The sequence below is a fragment of the Streptomyces peucetius genome (genome assembly GCF_025854275.1).
GTDB classification, from domain to species: Bacteria; Actinomycetota; Actinomycetes; order Streptomycetales; family Streptomycetaceae; genus Streptomyces; species Streptomyces peucetius_A.
The window spans coordinates 1,675,169-1,694,632 of sequence record NZ_CP107567.1; the positions used below are offsets into that span (position 1 = coordinate 1,675,169).

Annotated in this window: 14 protein-coding genes and 3 rRNA genes; 3 read left to right on the forward strand and 14 right to left on the reverse strand. The window is 67.9% G+C overall.

What is annotated here, in order from left to right:
* Positions 1 to 32: 32 nt before the first annotated feature.
* From recN to OGH68_RS07710, 4 genes are all read right to left on the reverse strand, one after another.
* On the reverse strand, positions 33 to 1,775 hold the full coding sequence (recN, locus tag OGH68_RS07695; protein ID WP_264242577.1) for a DNA repair protein RecN: 1,743 nt from the start codon (positions 1,773 to 1,775) through the stop codon (positions 33 to 35).
* Between the two features lie 88 nt (positions 1,776 to 1,863).
* Positions 1,864 to 2,793 carry an NAD kinase gene (locus tag OGH68_RS07700; protein ID WP_264242578.1) on the reverse strand — a complete coding sequence of 310 codons (930 nt, stop codon included), beginning with the start codon at positions 2,791 to 2,793 and terminating at the stop codon, positions 1,864 to 1,866.
* Positions 2,790 to 3,605, reverse strand: a complete 816-nt coding sequence (locus tag OGH68_RS07705) for a TlyA family RNA methyltransferase (RefSeq protein WP_264242579.1) — start codon at positions 3,603 to 3,605, stop codon at positions 2,790 to 2,792. Before OGH68_RS07705 ends, OGH68_RS07700 begins: the two co-directional genes overlap by 4 nt.
* A gap of 7 nt (positions 3,606 to 3,612) precedes the next feature.
* The gene (locus OGH68_RS07710; RefSeq protein WP_264242580.1) at positions 3,613 to 3,882 is read right to left on the reverse strand and encodes a hypothetical protein; all 270 of its coding nucleotides are present in this window, start codon (positions 3,880 to 3,882) and stop codon (positions 3,613 to 3,615) included.
* A 42-nt stretch (positions 3,883 to 3,924) separates the two neighbouring features.
* On the opposite strand from OGH68_RS07710, the gene OGH68_RS07715 reads away from it, so the two are divergent.
* Positions 3,925 to 4,272 (forward strand): SCP2 sterol-binding domain-containing protein, encoded by a 348-nt coding sequence (locus OGH68_RS07715; RefSeq protein ID WP_264242581.1) that lies wholly within the window; start codon positions 3,925 to 3,927, stop codon positions 4,270 to 4,272.
* Positions 4,273 to 4,451: 179 nt separating this feature from the next.
* On the opposite strand, the gene OGH68_RS07720 is transcribed toward OGH68_RS07715, so the two are convergent.
* The 4 genes from OGH68_RS07720 to OGH68_RS07735 all read right to left on the reverse strand — a co-directional run bounded on the left by OGH68_RS07720 (position 4,452) and on the right by OGH68_RS07735 (position 8,511).
* On the reverse strand, positions 4,452 to 5,270 hold the full coding sequence (locus OGH68_RS07720; RefSeq protein ID WP_264242582.1) for an ABC transporter ATP-binding protein: 819 nt from the start codon (positions 5,268 to 5,270) through the stop codon (positions 4,452 to 4,454).
* Between the two features lie 65 nt (positions 5,271 to 5,335).
* Positions 5,336 to 6,373 carry a FecCD family ABC transporter permease gene (locus OGH68_RS07725; protein ID WP_264242583.1) on the reverse strand — a complete coding sequence of 346 codons (1,038 nt, stop codon included), beginning with the start codon at positions 6,371 to 6,373 and terminating at the stop codon, positions 5,336 to 5,338.
* Positions 6,370 to 7,422 (reverse strand): FecCD family ABC transporter permease, encoded by a 1,053-nt coding sequence (locus OGH68_RS07730; RefSeq protein ID WP_413470948.1) that lies wholly within the window; start codon positions 7,420 to 7,422, stop codon positions 6,370 to 6,372. The genes OGH68_RS07725 and OGH68_RS07730 overlap by 4 nt, the downstream gene beginning before the upstream one ends.
* Before the next feature lie 60 nt (positions 7,423 to 7,482).
* On the reverse strand, positions 7,483 to 8,511 hold the full coding sequence (locus OGH68_RS07735) for an HAD hydrolase-like protein (protein WP_264242585.1): 1,029 nt from the start codon (positions 8,509 to 8,511) through the stop codon (positions 7,483 to 7,485).
* 91 nt (positions 8,512 to 8,602) lie between these two features.
* On the opposite strand from OGH68_RS07735, the gene OGH68_RS07740 reads away from it, so the two are divergent.
* On the forward strand, positions 8,603 to 9,883 hold the full coding sequence (locus OGH68_RS07740; RefSeq protein ID WP_264242586.1) for a DUF1015 domain-containing protein: 1,281 nt from the start codon (positions 8,603 to 8,605) through the stop codon (positions 9,881 to 9,883).
* Positions 9,884 to 10,007: 124 nt separating this feature from the next.
* On the opposite strand, the gene OGH68_RS07745 is transcribed toward OGH68_RS07740, so the two are convergent.
* From OGH68_RS07745 to OGH68_RS07770, 6 genes are all read right to left on the reverse strand, one after another.
* A complete protein-coding gene (locus tag OGH68_RS07745; protein WP_264242587.1) occupies positions 10,008 to 10,748 on the reverse strand; it encodes a tetratricopeptide repeat protein in 741 nt (246 codons plus the stop codon).
* Positions 10,733 to 11,854 (reverse strand): hypothetical protein, encoded by a 1,122-nt coding sequence (locus OGH68_RS07750; RefSeq protein ID WP_264242588.1) that lies wholly within the window; start codon positions 11,852 to 11,854, stop codon positions 10,733 to 10,735. The genes OGH68_RS07745 and OGH68_RS07750 overlap by 16 nt, the downstream gene beginning before the upstream one ends.
* A gap of 343 nt (positions 11,855 to 12,197) precedes the next feature.
* A 5S ribosomal RNA gene (gene rrf, locus OGH68_RS07755) occupies positions 12,198 to 12,314 on the reverse strand.
* Positions 12,315 to 12,424: 110 nt separating this feature from the next.
* A 23S ribosomal RNA gene (locus OGH68_RS07760) occupies positions 12,425 to 15,549 on the reverse strand.
* Between the two features lie 288 nt (positions 15,550 to 15,837).
* Positions 15,838 to 17,365, reverse strand: a 16S ribosomal RNA gene (locus OGH68_RS07765).
* The 16S, 23S and 5S rRNA genes sit together here, the layout of an rRNA operon.
* Before the next feature lie 522 nt (positions 17,366 to 17,887).
* The gene (locus tag OGH68_RS07770; protein ID WP_264242589.1) at positions 17,888 to 18,538 is read right to left on the reverse strand and encodes a DNA-3-methyladenine glycosylase; all 651 of its coding nucleotides are present in this window, start codon (positions 18,536 to 18,538) and stop codon (positions 17,888 to 17,890) included.
* A gap of 125 nt (positions 18,539 to 18,663) precedes the next feature.
* Between OGH68_RS07770 and OGH68_RS07775 the strand changes: the two genes are divergently transcribed.
* The gene (locus OGH68_RS07775) at positions 18,664 to 19,446 is read left to right on the forward strand and encodes a sporulation protein (protein ID WP_264242590.1); all 783 of its coding nucleotides are present in this window, start codon (positions 18,664 to 18,666) and stop codon (positions 19,444 to 19,446) included.
* Positions 19,447 to 19,464 lie beyond the last annotated feature (18 nt).

A 19,464-nucleotide genomic window follows, 5' to 3' on the forward strand; every position in this document is an offset into this window, starting at 1 on the left:
CACGCGACCCGCCCGTACATGACCCGCCGCGCCTACCCGTCGGCGCGTGCCGTCGCCAGCAGTTCCTCCGCGTGGGCGCGGGCCGTCTCGGAGTTCTCCTGCCCGGCGAGCATCCTGGACAGCTCGCGTACCCGGTCCTCGCCCTCCAGGACGGTCACGCCGCTCCTGGTGACCGTGCCGTCGTTGGTCTTCTCGACCAGCAGTTGCCGGTCCGCGAAGGCCGCGACCTGCGGCAGATGAGTCACCACGACCACCTGCGCCGACTTCGCCAGCTTGGCGAGCCGGCGCCCGATCTCGACGGCCGCCTTGCCGCCGACGCCCGCGTCCACCTCGTCGAAGAGGTACGTCGGCACGGGGTCGGTCCCCGCGAAGACGACCTCCACGGCGAGCATGACCCTCGACAGCTCACCGCCCGAGGCGCCCTTGGCTATCGGCCGCGGCGGGGCCCCGGGGTGCGGGGCCAGCAGCAGTTCGACCTCGTCGGCCCCGGAGGGCCCGTACGCCACGCGCCGGCCGCCGACCTCGACGCCCTCCGGATCGTCGGTCTGCCGGATCGCGAACGACACCCGGGCGTGCGGCATCGCCAGCGAGGCCAGCTCCTGTGTCACCGCCTCGGCGAAACGTGCCGCGGCCTCGGTGCGGGCGTCCGTCAACGCCTGTGCGAGAGCGGACAGTTCGTCGCGCAGCGCGTCCCGCTCGGCCGTGAGCTCGCCGATGCGGTCGTCGTCGCTGTCCAGTTCGGTGAGCCGGGCGGCGCCCTGCTCCGCCCAGGCGAGCACGGCGGCGACGTCCTCGCCGTACTTACGGGTCAGTTGGGTCAGCGCGGCCCGCCGCTCCTCCACGGCGGCGAGCCGCAGCGGGTCGGCGTCGAGATTGTCGGCGTACCCGGCGAGCTCGCCGGCCACGTCCCCGAGCAGGATGGAGATCTCGCCGATCCGGTCGGCGAGCGCCGCCAGCGCCGGATCGTGGGACCGTACGGCGTCCAGCGCCCGTCCCGCGCCCGCGACGAGTGTGGTGGCGTCGACGACCTCCGGGTCCTCCGGGTTGCCCGCGAGCGCGGCGTGCGCGACGGACGCGGCGGACGCGAGCGCCTCCGCGTGACCGAGCCGCTCCGCCTCCGCGGCGAGCTCGGCGTCCTCCCCGGCACGCGGTTCCACGGCGGCGACCTCGCCCAGACCGAAGCGCAGCAGATCCGCCTCCTGGGCGCGTTCGCGTGCGCGCGTGGTCAGCTCGTCCAGTTCCACGCTGACGGCACGCAGCCGCCGGTACGCGGCCGCGTACTTGGCGTGCGGTCCGGAGACGGCGCCGCCCGCGTACCGGTCGAGGGCCTCCCGCTGCCGGGCGGGCCGCAGCAGGCCCTGCTGGTCGGTCTGGCCGTGCACGGCGACGAGCTCGTCGGCGAGCTCCGACAGCATGCCCACCGGCACCGAGCGCCCGCCGAGATGGGCACGCGAGCGCCCCTCGGCGGAAACGGTCCGGCTGATCAGCAGCGTGCCCTCGTCGAGCTCGGCCCCGGCCTCCTCCGCGCGCAGCGCCGCCGGGGCGCCGGGAGACACACCGATGCGCCCCTCGACCACGGCCGACTTCGCGCCGATCCGCACCAGAGCGGGGTCGGCGCGCCCGCCGAGCAGCAGCCCCAGGCTGGTGACGACCATCGTCTTGCCGGCGCCCGTCTCGCCGGTCACCGCCGTGAAACCGGGCGACAGCTCGACAACCGCGTCGTCGATGACCCCGAGTGACCGTATCCGCATCTCCTCCAACACGGACACGACCATACGAGGTCCGGCGCCCGGTGTGCGACGGACCCCGGCGTCCGATTCACTCTCCCGGGCAATCCACCGCCCCGCACCGCCCGTACGGTCCCTAGTGCGGAGCGCCCCGCCAGCCGGACACCGGAAGCGCGAACTTGGCCACGAGCCGGTCCGTGAACGACGCGTGGTGCAGCCGGGCCAGGCGTACGGGCACGGCGCCCCGCCGCACCTCCACACGCGCCGCGTGCGGCAGTTCGACGGTCCTGCGGCCGTCGCACCACAGCACCCCGTGCGGTGTGTGCGGCTGCACCTCGACCGCCAGGACCGACTGCGGCGAGGTCACCAGCGGCTTCGCGAACAGCGCGTGCGCGCTGATCGGCACCATCAGCAGCGCCTCCACCTCGGGCCAGACCACCGGCCCGCCGGCCGAGAAGGCGTACGCCGTCGAGCCGGTCGGTGTCGCGCACACGATGCCGTCGCAGCCGAAGCCGGTCGCCGGCCGGCCGTCGATCTCGAGGACGACCTCAAGCATCCGCTCGGGCGAGACCTTCTGCACGGCGGCCTCGTTCAGCGCCCAGTCCTGGTGCACGATGTCGCCGTTGCTGCGCACGACGACATCGATGGTCATCCGCTCCTCGACCTCGTAGGCACGGGTGACGACCCGGTCGACGACCTTGTCCAGGTCGTCGCGCTCGGCCTCCGCGAGGAACCCGACGCGCCCCAGGTTGACGCCGAGCATCGGCACCCCCGACGCGCGGGCGAACTCGGCGCCGCGCAGCAGCGTCCCGTCGCCGCCGAGGACGATCAGCAGCTCGCAGCCGTCGAGGACCTCGGGCGTCGCGTCGGTCACGGTCTCGACCAGGGGCGGCAGGGGCAGGTCGACCGCCTCCGCCGCCAGAACGCGTACGCCGATGCCGCTGCGCAGCAGCCCCTGGACGACGAGTTCGGCACTGCGGATCGCCGCCGGTCGTCCCGTGTGCGCGAGCAGGAAGACAGTACGTCTCGAGGTGGTGCCCGGTGTCGGTTCTGATGTCGTGGTCAACGAGGTCCCTCCGCCACTGCACGGTCGACGTCCGCCGGATCGAGCTCGGGCGCACCGGCCCTGAGCCAGAGAAAGTATTCGACGTTGCCCGAGGGTCCCGGTAGAGGGCTGGCCGTGACGCCGCGCACCCCGAGCCCGAGCTGCGCCGCCCGGTGCGCGACGGCCCGCACGGCTTCGGCCCGCAGCTCGGGACTGCGCACCACTCCCCCGCTGCCGAGACGCTCCTTGCCGACCTCGAACTGCGGCTTGACCATGAGCACGAGATCGGCGTCGGGTGCGCTGCAGCTCACGAGCGCGGGCAGCACGAGCCCGAGCGGGATGAACGACAGATCCCCCACCACCAGGTCCACCGGTACTCCGTCGATCGTCTCCAACGTCATTTCTCGTACGTTGGTACGGTCCTTGACGGTCACGCGTTCATCGCTCTGCAGTGACCAGGCGAGCTGCCCGTAGCCCACGTCCACGGCGACGACGTGCCCGGCGCCGGCACGCAGCAGCACGTCTGTGAAGCCCCCGGTCGACGCGCCGGCGTCGAGCGCCCGCCGGCCCTCGACCTGGAGGCCGAGCGGCATGAAGGCGGTGAGCGCGCCCGCGAGCTTGTGGCCGCCGCGGGACACGTAGTCGGGGTCGCTGTCGTCGGCCGCGACGACGATCGCGGCGCTCGTCTCGACCTGCGTGGCGGGCTTGGTCGCCGTGTTGCGGTCGACGGTCACCCGGCCCGCGGCGATCAGCTGGCTCGCGTGCTCGCGCGAACGCGCGAGTTTGCGGCGTACCAGCTCTGCGTCGAGACGGCGGCGGGCCACTCCTGCCACGTGCGGTTCAGCTCCTGTGGTTGTGCGATTCCGGCCGGGGCCCCGGACGGGTGTCCAGCGCGGTCAGCGCGTCCCTGAGGCCCCGGTGTACATCCTCGTACACCTCGAGGTGTCCGTCGGCAGCCAGGTGGTCGACATCGGCCAGCCGCTCGAGCAGCGCGTCGACAGCGGCGTCACCGGTGGGGACGCGCGGCACGCCGAGGGGCGCGGGGGCCGCGGGGCCTGCGGCGGGCTCCGCGGGCTCGGCGGGCTCCGGTCCGGGCATCGAGTCGCTCATGCCCAGACGCTACCGCGAAGCCCTGCGGTACCGTCGCTGGCGATGGTCACCATGCAGGAGTGCCGCGGCGCGCTCGACAAACTCTCGGACAACCTGGCGAACGCTAACCCCGACGTACGGAGCGCTGCCGCGCTCGATAGATCCCTCAGCTGCCACATCACGGACCTGGACGTCACGTTCGCCGGCCGTCTGAAGAACGGCCGGATCGACGTGACCGACACCGTGCAGGGCCCGCCGCGGGACAAGGCCCAGATCCGGCTGGCGATGACCGGCGACGACCTGGTGGCCATGGTGGACGGCTCGCTGAACTTCGCGAAGGCGTGGGCGTCGGGGCGGGTCCGCCTTGAGGCGAGTTTCCTCGACCTGCTGCGCCTGCGCGCCCTGCTCTAGCCCTCCGGAGGCCGCTCGCTCGCTGCGCGAAATCAGCCCGTCCGGCGTTTGAGGACACCCCGCGAAGCGCGGTACCGGGGTCCGGGGCCGGCCCCGGTTTCGGGAAGTGGGGGTCCCCCCACGCCGCCAGGCGTAGGGGGAGGGTAGGGGCACAGGCCCCGCGCAGCGGCCGAGCCCCGTCACCCCACCCCCACCCCGCTCCCTCTCCGCGCCCGCGCCGGAATCACCAGCGGGGTCCCCGACTCCGGGTCCTCGATGATCTGGCTCTTCACGCCGAAGACCTGTTCCACCAGCTCCGCCGTGACCACCTCCGCCGGCGCGCCCTCGGCCACCACCTTGCCGTCGCGCAGCGCGACGAGGTGCGTGGCGTAGCGCGCGGCCTGGTTGAGGTCGTGCAGGACCGCGACGAGCGTGCGGCCCTGCGTCTCGTGCAGTTCGGCGCACAGGTCGAGCACTTCCAGCTGGTGCTGGATGTCCAGATACGTCGTCGGCTCGTCGAGCAGCAGCAGCGGCGTCTGCTGTGCGAGGGCCATCGCGATCCAGACCCGCTGGCGCTGCCCGCCGGACAGTTCGTCCACGTAGCGGTCCGCCAGCTCGCCGACCCGCGTCGCGGCCATCGACTGCTCGACGATCCGTTCGTCCTCCGGCGACCACTGCCGCAACAGCCCCTGGTGCGGATAGCGGCCGCGCGCCACGAGGTCGGCGACCGTGATCCCGTCGGGGGCGATCGACGACTGCGGCAGCAGCCCCAGGGTCTTGGCGACCTTCTTCGCCGGCAGCGAGTGGATGACCCGGCCGTCCAGCAGCACCCGCCCCCGCGTCGGCTTGAGCATCCGCGAGAGCGCACGCAGCAGCGTCGACTTGCCGCACGCGTTGGGGCCGACGATCACGGTGAAGGAGTTGTCGGGTATCTCGACCGACAGGTCCTCCGCGATGACCCGCTGGTCGTAGCCGAGGGTGACCGATTCCGTCGTGAGGCGCTGGCTCTGGCGCTGCATCGTCGTCGTACTCCTGGGGTTCTCTGTGAGGTGCGGGGCGCGCTGTGCGGTGGCCGCGTCGGGCGTCATATCCGGCCCGCCCTGCGCTCGGTGACGAGCAGCCAGAGCAGATATCCGCCGCCGAGCACCGCGGTGACGACACCGACCGGCAGCATGCGGTCGCCGAAGGCGTTGGTGGCGATCCAGTCGGCGACGAGGAGCAGCGCCGCGCCCATGACGGCGGCGGCGGCCAGGTTCGGTCCCGGTGAGCGGGTGAGCCGGCGTGCGAGCTGCGGCGCGCTGAGCGCCACGAAGGCGATGGGCCCGGCCGCCGCTGTGGCGACCGCCATGAACAGCACGCCGGAGCCCATGAGCACGACGCGGGTGCGTTCGACCGGCACCCCCAGCGCGTACGCCGCGTCGTCGCCCATCTCCAGCATCCGCAGCGGCCGTCCGTGCGCGAGCACGAGGGGCATGAGGACCGCGCATATGCCGGTCAGCGGCCGCACCTGCGTCCAGTCGCGTCCGTCGAGCGAGCCGGTCATCCAGAGCGTGGCGCGGGTGGCGTCCACCAGATTCGCCTTGGTGATCAGGAAGTGGATCAGTGCGGTGAGCATGGCGGCGACGCCGATGCCGACAAGCACCAGCCGAAAGCCCTGGACCCCGCGCTTCCAGGCGAGGGTGTAGACGGCGACGCCGGCGACGAGCCCGCCCGCGACCGCGCCGCCCGCCACGGCGAGCGGACCGCCGCCGAACAACACGATCACGGTGAGTGCGCCGACGGTCGATCCCTGCGAGAAGCCGATCACGTCGGGGCTGCCGAGCGGATTGCGGGACAGCGACTGAAAAATGGCGCCGCTGAGCGCGAGTGACGCGCCGACGAGCAGGGCCACCAGCACCCGCGGCAGCCGCACGTCCTGGACGATGAACTCCTGGGCGGCCGTGCCGTTTCCGAGGAGGGTGGCGACCACGTCGCCGAAGGACATCGGGAAGTCGCCGCTGCCGACGAGGACCACCGCGACGGCGGCCGCGACCGCCGCGAGCAGCAGGACGACGCCGGCCGCCCTGGAGTCGACGCGTACGGAGAGCCCGCCGGGCGTGCGCAGTGCTTTCACGGCCTTCACAGCTGGGCCATCCTCTTGCGGCGTACGAGGTGGATGAAGACCGGCCCGCCGATCAGCGCGGTGACGATGCCGACCTGGAGCTCGGAGGGGCGGGCGACGACCCTGCCGACGACATCGGCGCCGAGCAGCAGTACAGGGGACAGGACCGCGGCGTACGGCAGGATCCACCGCATGTCGGGGCCGGTGACGGCTCGGACGAGGTGCGGGATCATCAGCCCGATGAAGACGATCGGCCCGCAGGCGGCGGTCGCCGCCCCGCACAGCAGGGTGATGGCGGCCATCGACAGGATGCGAGTCCGGGTCAGGTGCGCGCCCAGCGAGCGGGCGGTGTCGTCGCCCATCTCCATCGCGTTCAACGGCCGGGCCAGCAGCATGGCGAGCACCAGGCCGGCGGCGACGAACGGCACGATCTTCCTGATGGTTTCCATGTCGGCGGAGGCGAGGGAGCCGACCGTCCAGAAGCGCAGCCGGTCGAGCGCGGCGGCGTCCAGCAGCTGGACGGCGTTGATGTAGCCGTACAGGGCGGCGGTGGCGGCCGTACCGGCGAGCGCGAGCCGTACCGGAGTGGCGCCGCGGCTGCCGCCGAGGACGTACACGGCGGCGGAGACCACGGCGGCGCCGAGGAAGGCGAACCACACGTAGCCGGTGAGCGACGTGACACCGAGGAAGCTGATCGCGGACACGACGGCCGCCGAAGCACCGGCGCTGACGCCCAACAGGCCGGGCTCGGCCAGCGGGTTGCGGGTCAGCGCCTGCATCACGGCGCCCGCGGCGCCGAGGGCCGCGCCGGCGACGAAGCCGAGCACGGTCCGCGGCAGGCGGACGTCCCTGATGATCACGTCGTTGCCAGTGCCGGTGTTGTGGAACAGCCCGTCCCACACATCGGCGACCGGTACGGGCTTGGCACCCACGGCGATGCTCGCGACGCAGATCAGCAGCAGGACGCCGCACGACACCAACAGCCCCATGGCACGCAGGGCGTGCCGTTTCGGGGTGGCTGGTGCGGATACGGGCTCCGCACTCCGGTTCGGGGGACTGTCGACCAACACGAGGTTAGGTTAGCCTACCCTCGCAACACTGATCGATTGGGTGGCCGCCCGCCGCCGGCTCTACAACCCCAGCCGGACCAGCGCCTTCGCGGCGTCGAGCGTGCAGGAACCGTCACCGGCGCTCGTCCACGCGGCCCCGCACAGCGCGCGCAGCCCGTCGAGCGGCTCGCCTTCGCCGTCCAGCGCCAGTTCCTCGCCGCGCGCCGAAGCCGTCCACCCTCCACAGCTGAACACGCCGTCCGCCTCGGCCACTTCGGGCTGCCCTGCCAGCATGCCCCGCAGATCCGCGTCCACATAGGTCGGCCGGTGCCGCGGCACCGCCGCGAGCAGCTGCGCCGCGCCGGTGACCCCGGTCAGGACGAGCAGCGAGTCGACTCCTCCGTTGAACGCCCCCTCGATGTCCGTGTCCAGCCGGTCCCCCACGACCAGCGGCCGCTTCGCCCCTGTACGCAGGATCGTCTCCCTGTGCATCGGCGGCAGCGGCTTGCCCGCGATCTGCGGCTCCGCGCCGGTGGCGATCCGCACGACCTCCACGGCCGCGCCGTTGCCCGGCGCGATGCCCCGCGGGCTCGGAATCGTCAGATCGGTGTTGGACGCGAACCACGGCACACCCCGCGCGATCGCGTAACAGGCCTCCGCGAACCGCCCCCAGGGCAGCTCGGGCCCGCCGTAGCCCTGCACGACCGCCGCCGGGTCGTCGTCCGCCGACTCGACCGGCTCGAGACCGCGCTCGCGCAGGGCGACCCTCAGCCCCTCCCCGCCGACGACCAGCACCCGGGACCCGCCCGGCACCTGCTCCGAGATCAGCCGGGCCACCGCCTGGGCGGAGTTGATCACATCGCCGGCCGCGGTCGGGATGCCGAGCTCGGTCAGATGCCCGGCCACGACGTCGGGGGTGCGCAGCGCGTTGTTCGTGACGTACGCCAGGTGCATGCCCTGCTCGCGCGCCACCGCCAGCGACTCGACGGCGTACGCGATCGCCTCCCCGCCCGCGTACACCACCCCGTCCAGGTCGAGCAGGGCCGTGTCGTACGCCTCACTCAGCGCCACCGCGCTGCCACTCGGCCGGTTCGGTCCCTGCTCACTCATCCGCTTCCGCTCCTCGCTCGCTCCGCGTACCCGCTGCCGGGTCCGCTCCCCCGATCATCGCGCATCCGCCCGCCACGCTTACGATGCCCTGATGAACAACGAAGGTCCTGCGGCCAATGGCGGTCTGCATCTGATCCCGTTCCGTGGACTGCGCTACGTCCCCGAGCGGGTGGGCAGCCTCGCCGCCGTGACCTCACCGCCGTACGACGTGGTCGTCAGGCCCGACGGTCTGCACCATCTGGAGTCGGCGGACCCGCACAACATCGTGCGGCTGATCCTGCCCCAGGCACGCACCACCGAGGACCCCCACAGCCGGGCCGCGCAGACCCTGGAACGCTGGCTGGCGGACGGCGTCCTCGCAGCGGACGAGAAGCCCGCCCTGTACGTGTACGAGCAGCGCAAGGGCGACGTGCTGCAACGGGGCGTCATCGGGGCCCTGGCCCTCTCGGAACCGGCCGCCGGCGTGGTCCTGCCGCACGAGGACGTCATGCCGGACATCGTCGCCGACCGCGCGGACCTGATGCGCACGACCGCCGCGAACCTGGAGCCGCTGCTCCTCACCTACCGCAGCGGCGGCAACGCCGTCGGCACGACGGCCGTCATCGAGCGCACCGTCCGGCGCTCACCTCTGCTCTCCACCACCACGGAGGACGGCTTCAGCCACCGTCTGTGGTGCGTCACGGATCCCGGCGAAATGGCCGAGATCCAGCAGGACCTGACGCGACACCAGGCGATGATCGCTGACGGCCACCACCGCTGGGCGACCTATCTGCGGCTGCGCGCGGAACACACGGCATCCGGTCCCTGGAACTACGGACTGGTGCTGCTGATCGACACCGCGCGCTACCCCTTGCAGGTCCGCGCGATCCACCGGCTGCTCCATCGCCTCCCGGTCGGCCGGGCGCTCGCCGCCCTGACGGGTTCCTTCCGCGTCCGCCGGCTCGACGTGCCGCTGCCTCAGGCCCTCGACGCCCTCGCCGGCGCGGCCGCCGAAGGCAACGCGTACCTGCTCGCCGGAGACGGCCGCTTCCACCTCGTCGACCAACCGGACGCCGGGCTGCTCGACCGTACGGTGCCGGAGGGCCGCCCGGAGGCCTGGCGCACGCTGGACGCGACGGTGCTGCACGCCACGCTCCTTGAACACATCTGGAAGATCCCGGACGCCCCCGAGCACATCGCCTACATCCACGACGCCCAGGCGGCCGTCACCAAGGCGGAGCGGACCGGCGGGACGGCGGTGCTGATGCATCCGGTGAAGGAGGAGGTCGTGCGGGAGCTGGCGCTGGAGGGCGTCACGATGCCCCGCAAGTCGACGTCGTTCGGGCCGAAGCCGGCGACGGGACTGGTCCTCAGGAGCCTCGCGCTGGAGTGAGGCCCGGCCACGGCCGGACATGAGGGAGGGCGGCACCCGTGGAACGGGTGCCGCCCTCGCTCATGTGCCGTTCACCGCACTGCCGCGGCCGGCCGTGTACGCCCGGCCGACCGCGGGGGGCCGACTACGACCGGTCGTCGGGCCGCTCGTCGGTGCCGGACTCCGCGGCGGACTGCGTGCCGGCCGCCGTGTCGCCCGTCGGCTCCGCGTCGGTTGCCGTGTCGTCGGCCTTCGCGTCGCCGAGGACGTCGCGGTCGGCAGACTCGTCGAGGACGTCGTGGACGTCGTGCTCGTCACCGAGGGCGTCGACGAACTCGACACCGTCCATCTCGGCAAGCCGGTCAGACGCGTCGGTGGCGCCGTCCTTGTCCGACTCGAGCGCCTTCGCGAACCACTCACGGGCCTCGTCCTCGCGGCCCGCCGCGAGAAGCGCGTCGGCGTACGCGTAACGCAGTCTCGCGGTCCAGGGCTGAACGGAGTTGGAGGCAAGCTCGGGGCTCTGCAGGGTCACGATGGCGGCATCCAGCTGCCCCATGTCCCGCCGGGCTCCGGCGGCGACGAGACGCATCTCGACCTGGCCCGCCTTGTCCAGCTTCTGCACCTCCGGCTCACCGGCCATCGCCAGCGCACGCTCGGGTCGGCCCAGCCCTCGCTCGCAGTCCGCCATGACGGGCCACAGCTCCACGCTGCCGGTCATACGACGGGCCGCACGGAACTCGGCCAGCGCCTCGGAGTACTTCTGCGTCGCGTACGCGGCGAAGCCGGCGGCCTCGCGCACGGCGGCGACACGCGAGGCGAGCCGCAACGCGATACGGGAGTAGGCGTACGCCTGCTCGGGGTCCTCGTCGATCAGGTTCGCGACCATGACGAGGTTCCGCGCCACGTCCTCGGCGAGACCCTTCGGCAGGCTCTGCAGCTCCTGCCGTACGTCCTTGTCGATCTCGTCGCCCGTGACGTCGTCGGGGATGGGAAGCCGCTTGATGGGCTCACGGTCGGGACGGTCGCGGTCGTCACGACGACCGTAGCCGCCGCGGTCTCCGCGGTCGTCACGCGAACCGCGGTATCCACCACGGTCGCGGTCGCGGTCCCGGTCGTCACGACGGCCGTAACCGCCGCCACCGGAACGGTCGTCGCGACGGAACCCACCGCCGCCGCCACCGGTGGGGCGCCCACCGCGGTCGTCGCGCCGGTCATCACGCCGGTCGTCACGACGGAAACCGCCCTGGCGGTCATCACGGCGATCGTCACGCGGACCCCGGTACCCACCACGGTCGTCATCACGACGGAACCCACCCTGACGGTCATCACGCCGCGGGTAACCACTCTGACCCGCCCGGTCGTCACGACGGAACCCACCGCCACCACCACCGGTGGGGCGCCCACCGCGGTCGTCGCGCCGGTCATCACGCCGGTCGTCACGACGGAAACCGCCCTGGCGGTCATCACGGCGATCGTCACGCCGGAATCCACCCTGGCGGTCATCACGGCGGTCGTCACGACGGAAACCGCCCTGGCGGTCGTCACGCGGACCCCGGTACCCACCACGGTCGTCATCACGACGGAACCCACCCTGACGGTCATCACGCCGCGGGTAACCACTCTGACCCGCCCGGTCGTCACGACGGAACCCACCGCCACCACCGGCTGGACGCCCACCACGATCGTCGCGCCGGTCGTCACGACGGAAACCGCCCTGGCGGTCATCACGGCGATCGTCACGGGGACGGCGGTATCCACCACGGTCGTTGTCACCGCGCCCGTAACCGCCCCGGTCGCCGGACCGGTCGTCGCGGCGGAAGCCGCCCCGGTCGTCACCGCGGTCGTCACGGCGGAAGCCGCCGCCACCACCGCCACCCGGGCGCGGCGAGTACCCGCCGCCACCGGGCCGGCCGCCGCGGTCTCCGCGGTCGTCGCGGGGACCGCGGTATCCACCACGGTCGTCCTCGCGACGCGGACCGCGATCCCGGTCACGGTCACGGTCGTCACGGCGGAAGCCGCCGCTCGCCGGACGACCGCCACGGTCGTCGCGGGGACCGCGGAAGCCACCTCGATCACCGCGGTCGTTGTCACGACGGGGGCCACGGTCCCTGTCGTCCCGACCGCCGCGGAAGCCGCCCCTGTCACCACCGTCCCTGCGACGCGGCTCGCGTTCCGGACGATCGTCGGAAGAGTTGGGGGACATCGGTGTGACTCCTGTCTTCGGGTACCACAGTCATTCTCGCGCAGCCGGCCATCGGACGCGCTTCGTCATTCTCGGCAAAACAAAAGGACCCTTGGTCCAGCGTGAACGCTGGACCAAGGGTCCTGAAAGATTGTTCGGCGGTGTCCTACTCTCCCACAGGGTCCCCCCTGCAGTACCATCGGCGCTGAAAGGCTTAGCTTCCGGGTTCGGAATGTAACCGGGCGTTTCCCTAACGCTATGACCACCGAAACCCTATCGGGTTCAAGCGAACAAGCACACTCTTCAATTAATAAGTGAAACTTGGTTCAACCGGTGCGACTGTTCGCAACCCGGGAACCACACAGTGGACGCGAGCAAATGAGGACAAGCCCTCGGCCTATTAGTACCGGTCAACTCCACCCCTTACAGGGCTTCCATATCCGGCCTATCAACCCAGTCGTCTACTGGGAGCCTTACCCTCTCAAGGAGGTGGGAGTCCTCATCTCGAAGCAGGCTTCCCGCTTAGATGCTTTCAGCGGTTATCCTTTCCGAACGTAGCCAACCAGCCATGCCCTTGGCAGGACAACTGGCACACCAGAGGTTCGTCCGTCCCGGTCCTCTCGTACTAGGGACAGCCCTTCTCAAGACTCCTACGCGCACAGCGGATAGGGACCGAACTGTCTCACGACGTTCTAAACCCAGCTCGCGTACCGCTTTAATGGGCGAACAGCCCAACCCTTGGGACCGACTCCAGCCCCAGGATGCGACGAGCCGACATCGAGGTGCCAAACCATCCCGTCGATATGGACTCTTGGGGAAGATCAGCCTGTTATCCCCGGGGTACCTTTTATCCGTTGAGCGACGGCGCTTCCACAAGCCACCGCCGGATCACTAGTCCCGACTTTCGTCCCTGCTCGACCCGTCGGTCTCACAGTCAAGCTCCCTTGTGCACTTACACTCAACACCTGATTGCCAACCAGGCTGAGGGAACCTTTGGGCGCCTCCGTTACCCTTTGGGAGGCAACCGCCCCAGTTAAACTACCCATCAGACACTGTCCCTGATCCGGATCACGGACCCAGGTTAGACATCCAGCACGACCAGAGTGGTATTTCAACGACGACTCCACCTGAACTGGCGTCCAAGCTTCACAGTCTCCCACCTATCCTACACAAGCCGAACCGAACACCAATATCAAACTGTAGTAAAGGTCCCGGGGTCTTTCCGTCCTGCTGCGCGAAACGAGCATCTTTACTCGTAGTGCAATTTCACCGGGCCTATGGTTGAGACAGTCGAGAAGTCGTTACGCCATTCGTGCAGGTCGGAACTTACCCGACAAGGAATTTCGCTACCTTAGGATGGTTATAGTTACCACCGCCGTTTACTGGCGCTTAAGTTCTCAGCTTCGCCCCACCGAAATGGAGCTAACCGGTCCCCTTAACGTTCCAGCACCGGGCAGGCGTCAGTCCGTATACATCGCCTTACGGCTTCGCACGGACCTGTGTTTTTAGTAAACAGTCGCTTCTCGCTGGTCTCTGCGGCCACCCCCAGCTCAAGCAGCAAGTGCTATCACCAGGAATGGCCCCCCTTCTCCCGAAGTTACGGGGGCATTTTGCCGAGTTCCTTAACCATAGTTCACCCGAACGCCTCGGTATTCTCTACCTGACCACCTGAGTCGGTTTAGGGTACGGGCCGCCATGAAACTCGCTAGAGGCTTTTCTCGACAGCATAGGATCATCCACTTCACCACAATCGGCTCGGCATCAGGTCTCAGCCTCAATGTGTGACGGATTTGCCTATCACACGGCCTACACCCTTACCCCGGGACAACCACCGCCCGGGCTGGACTACCTTCCTGCGTCACCCCATCGCTTACCTACTACAAGTCTGGTTCGTCGGCTCCACCACTCCGACCTCGTCCGAAGACTCAGCCGGCGGCTTCACGGACTTAGCATCGCCTGATTCGATATTGGGCGTTTCAAAGCGGGTACCGGAATATCAACCGGTTGTCCATCGACTACGCCTGTCGGCCTCGCCTTAGGTCCCGACTTACCCTGGGCAGATCAGCTTGACCCAGGAACCCTTAGTCAATCGGCGCACACGTTTCTCACGTGTGTATCGCTACTCATGCCTGCATTCTCACTCGTGAACCGTCCACAACTCGCTTCCGCGGCTGCTTCACCCGGCACACGACGCTCCCCTACCCATCCCAGCGGGCGTTGGCCCTCATGCTGGAATGACACGACTTCGGCGGTACGCTTGAGCCCCGCTACATTGTCGGCGCGGAATCACTTGACCAGTGAGCTATTACGCACTCTTTCAAGGGTGGCTGCTTCTAAGCCAACCTCCTGGTTGTCTCTGCGACTCCACATCCTTTCCCACTTAGCGTACGCTTAGGGGCCTTAGTCGATGCTCTGGGCTGTTTCCCTCTCGACCATGGAGCTTATCCCCCACAGTCTCACTGCCGCGCTCTCACTTACCGGCATTCGGAGTTTGGCTAAGGTCAGTAACCCGGTAGGGCCCATCGCCTATCCAGTGCTCTACCTCCGGCAAGAAACACACGACGCTGCACCTAAATGCATTTCGGGGAGAACCAGCTATCACGGAGTTTGATTGGCCTTTCACCCCTAACCACAGGTCATCCCCCAGGTTTTCAACCCTGGTGGGTTCGGTCCTCCACGAAGTCTTACCTCCGCTTCAACCTGCCCATGGCTAGATCACTCCGCTTCGGGTCTAGAGCGTGCAACTCAAACGCCCTGTTCGGACTCGCTTTCGCTACGGCTTCCCCACACGGGTTAACCTCGCTACACACCGCTAACTCGCAGGCTCATTCTTCAAAAGGCACGCAGTCACGACTGACAGCACAAGTGCTGCCAGCGACGCTCCCACGGCTTGTAGGCACACGGTTTCAGGTACTATTTCACTCCGCTCCCGCGGTACTTTTCACCATTCCCTCACGGTACTATCCGCTATCGGTCACCAGGGAATATTTAGGCTTAACGGGTGGTCCCGCCAGATTCACACGGGATTTCTCGGGCCCCGTGCTACTTGGGTGTCTCTCAAACGAGCCGTATGAATTTCAGCTACGGGGGTCTTACCCTCTACGCCGGACCTTTCGCATGTCCTTCGCCTACCCATACGGTTTCTGACTCGTCGACCAGCCGGCAGACTGATCAAGAGAGATCCCACAACCCCGTATGCGCAACCCCTGCCGGGTATCACACGCATACGGTTTGGCCTCATCCGGTTTCGCTCGCCACTACTCCCGGAATCACGGTTGTTTTCTCTTCCTGAGGGTACTGAGATGTTTCACTTCCCCTCGTTCCCTCCACACTGCCTATGTGTTCAGCAGCGGGTGACAGCCCATGACGACTGCCGGGTTTCCCCATTCGGAAACCCCCGGATCAAAGCCTGGTTGACGACTCCCCGGGGACTATCGTGGCCTCCCACGTCCTTCATCGGTTCCTGGTGCCAAGGCATCCACCGTGCGCCCTTAAAAACTTGGCCACAGATGCTCGCGTCCACTGTGTAGTTCTCAAGCAACGACCAGCCACCCACCACCCCGCCGCAACCGCGACGAGTTCACTGGGGCCGGCATCCCGAAGGACGAGCAACGCTCGCACCCTCAGACACCCAACAGTGTGCCCGGCAGAATCTCCCACCAGCCGCCTCGTTCCACGCTCCGAAGAGCAGTACTGGAAGCAGCAGGCGAGCAAGTCCCTGCCGAATAATCAACGTTCCACCCATGAGCAACCGTGCGAGTCATTCGCTCGCAGTCGGCCATGTGCTCCTTAGAAAGGAGGTGATCCAGCCGCACCTTCCGGTACGGCTACCTTGTTACGACTTCGTCCCAATCGCCAGTCCCACCTTCGACAGCTCCCTCCCACAAGGGGTTGGGCCACCGGCTTCGGGTGTTACCGACTTTCGTGACGTGACGGGCGGTGTGTACAAGGCCCGGGAACGTATTCACCGCAGCAATGCTGATCTGCGATTACTAGCAACTCCGACTTCATGGGGTCGAGTTGCAGACCCCAATCCGAACTGAGACCGGCTTTTTGAGATTCGCTCCGCCTCGCGGCTTCGCAGCTCTTTGTACCGGCCATTGTAGCACGTGTGCAGCCCAAGACATAAGGGGCATGATGACTTGACGTCGTCCCCACCTTCCTCCGAGTTGACCCCGGCAGTCTCCTGTGAGTCCCCATCACCCCGAAGGGCATGCTGGCAACACAGAACAAGGGTTGCGCTCGTTGCGGGACTTAACCCAACATCTCACGACACGAGCTGACGACAGCCATGCACCACCTGTATACCGACCACAAGGGGGGCACCATCTCTGATGCTTTCCGGTATATGTCAAGCCTTGGTAAGGTTCTTCGCGTTGCGTCGAATTAAGCCACATGCTCCGCTGCTTGTGCGGGCCCCCGTCAATTCCTTTGAGTTTTAGCCTTGCGGCCGTACTCCCCAGGCGGGGAACTTAATGCGTTAGCTGCGGCACCGACGACGTGGAATGTCGCCAACACCTAGTTCCCAACGTTTACGGCGTGGACTACCAGGGTATCTAATCCTGTTCGCTCCCCACGCTTTCGCTCCTCAGCGTCAGTAATGGCCCAGAGATCCGCCTTCGCCACCGGTGTTCCTCCTGATATCTGCGCATTTCACCGCTACACCAGGAATTCCGATCTCCCCTACCACACTCTAGCCTGCCCGTATCGAATGCAGACCCGGGGTTAAGCCCCGGGCTTTCACATCCGACGCGACAAGCCGCCTACGAGCTCTTTACGCCCAATAATTCCGGACAACGCTTGCGCCCTACGTATTACCGCGGCTGCTGGCACGTAGTTAGCCGGCGCTTCTTCTGCAGGTACCGTCACTTTCGCTTCTTCCCTGCTGAAAGAGGTTTACAACCCGAAGGCCGTCATCCCTCACGCGGCGTCGCTGCATCAGGCTTTCGCCCATTGTGCAATATTCCCCACTGCTGCCTCCCGTAGGAGTCTGGGCCGTGTCTCAGTCCCAGTGTGGCCGGTCGCCCTCTCAGGCCGGCTACCCGTCGTCGCCTTGGTAGGCCATCACCCCACCAACAAGCTGATAGGCCGCGGGCTCATCCTTCACCGCCGGAGCTTTCAACCGCAGACCATGCGATCCGCAGTGTTATCCGGTATTAGACCCCGTTTCCAGGGCTTGTCCCAGAGTGAAGGGCAGATTGCCCACGTGTTACTCACCCGTTCGCCACTAATCCCCTCCCGAAGGAGGTTCATCGTTCGACTTGCATGTGTTAAGCACGCCGCCAGCGTTCGTCCTGAGCCAGGATCAAACTCTCCATGAATGTTTACCCGTGATCGGGTGCACATCCGAAGAGCGGAACAACCGGTCGGAATAGGACCGGTCGTTCACAGCGTCCTCGCTGTGATTGCCGCCCCGCAAGCGGGACGGACTTTTTCAAAGGAACCTCGACCATCCGAAGATGGACGGGGTATCAACATATCTGGCGTTGATTTTTGGCACACTGTTGAGTTCTCAAGGAACGGACGCTTCCTTTGTACTCACCCCAGATTCCTCTGAGGCTTTCCTCCGGGCGCTTCCCTTCGGTCTTGCGTTTCCGACTCTATCAGATCTTTCCGATCCGATTTCCTCGGTGCTTTCCGGCCTTTCGGCCTTCCGGCGTGTCCACAACTTTAGCGGATTTCCCCGGCGACTCATAATCGAGTCATCGGGGCTGAATTCCGGCATGCCGAAATCGCACCCGATTGGGTTTGTCGTAAGGAGTGGATGGCCGCTCCGGAGCTGCTGAACAGCAGCGCTCCGTCTCAAGCGGCTCGGGCTACGTTAGGCGTCCGCGGTGCCCGAGTCAAGTTGCGCTTCGGCCTCTGCGGCGCGGCACGTGGGCCCGGTAGGGGCTCACCGTCGGGTCGCCGTAGATCCAGAAGCGCCACGGGTGGAAGGCACCCTCTCCGCCCACCCCGGTGCGCGGGCCGTTGCGCACCTGGTCAGGGGACGGCCGACAGCCCGGGAGGAGAGAAAGGGGTGCGGCGGGGCCCAGGCAGAAGTCGGCGCCGTTGAGTGCGCGGTCGACATCGAGCGCAGTGGCCAGCCGGGCCGGGCCTTTGGCCAGTTCCTTGTCGTGACGGGCCGAGAACCGGCGCTTACGGGTCAGCTCTGCGCCCACCCTCACTTCGCCGGCGCGCAGGAGGACTCCGCTCGCCTTGCCCTCCGGGCCGCACACCACATTGAGGCAGTGCCACATCCCGTACGTGAAGTACACGTATGCATGACCGGGCGGGCCGAACATGACCTCGTTGCGCGCAGTGCGGCCGCGGAAGGCGTGCGAGCCGGGGTCGGCCTCTCCCGCGTACGCCTCCACCTCGGTGATGCGCAGTTCGATGGGGCCGTCGTCGGTCAGCCGGGTCAGGGTGCGGCCGAGGAGGTCGGGGGCCACTTCCAGGACCGGGCGGTCGAAGAAGTCGCGGGGCAACGGCGTACGGTCGGAGCGCTCGATCATCGTGTTCGAGCGTACCGGGGAACCGCAGAACGGCGGAGAGACCGGGGAACCGGGGCACTGTGGAACCGGGGAACCCACTGCGGTCGTCGGGCGTATGTAGGGGTCAGGCCCCAGAAGGAGTGGACATGGGCTTCAAGAGGCTGCTTGCGAGCATGGGCGCCGGCGGTGCCTCCGTGGAGACGGAGCTGGCCGAGGCGAACGTCGTCCCCGGCGGCGTCGTCCAGGGCGAGGTGCGAATCCAGGGTGGCTCGGTCGATCAGCAGATCGAGGGGCTGTCCGTCGGGCTGCAGGCGCGCGTCGAGGTCGAGGGCGGTGACCAGGAGGTCAAGCAGGACATCGAGTTCACCAAGCAGCGCCTGGGCGGTGCCTTCGAGGTCAAGGCCGGCGCGGTGCACGTGGTGCCGTTCGGTCTCGAGATCCCGTGGGAGACCCCGATCACCACGATCGAGGGACAGATCCTGCGTGGGATGAACATCGGTGTGACGACGGAGCTCGAGATCGCGCGCGCCGTGGACTCGGGCGACCTCGACCCGATCAATGTGCACCCGCTGCCCGCTCAGCAGGCGATCCTGGACGCCTTCGTCCAGCTCGGCTTCCGCTTCAAGAGCGCGGACATGGAGCGCGGTCACATCCGCGGGACGCGCCAGCGGCTGCCGTTCTACCAGGAGATCGAGTACCTGCCGCCGCAGCAGTACCGGGGGCTGAACCAGGTCGAGCTGACGTTCGTCGCCGACGACCGCGAGATGGACGTCATTCTCGAGATGGACAAGAAGCCCGGTCTGTTCAGCGAGAGCAGCGACTCGTACAAGGCGTTCAAGGTGGGTCACGACGATTTCCGGTCGACCGACTGGACGGCTTACCTCAACCAGTGGCTGGCGGATGTCGGCGGGCGCCGCAACTGGCTCTAGGCTCGGGGCGAAGACGCA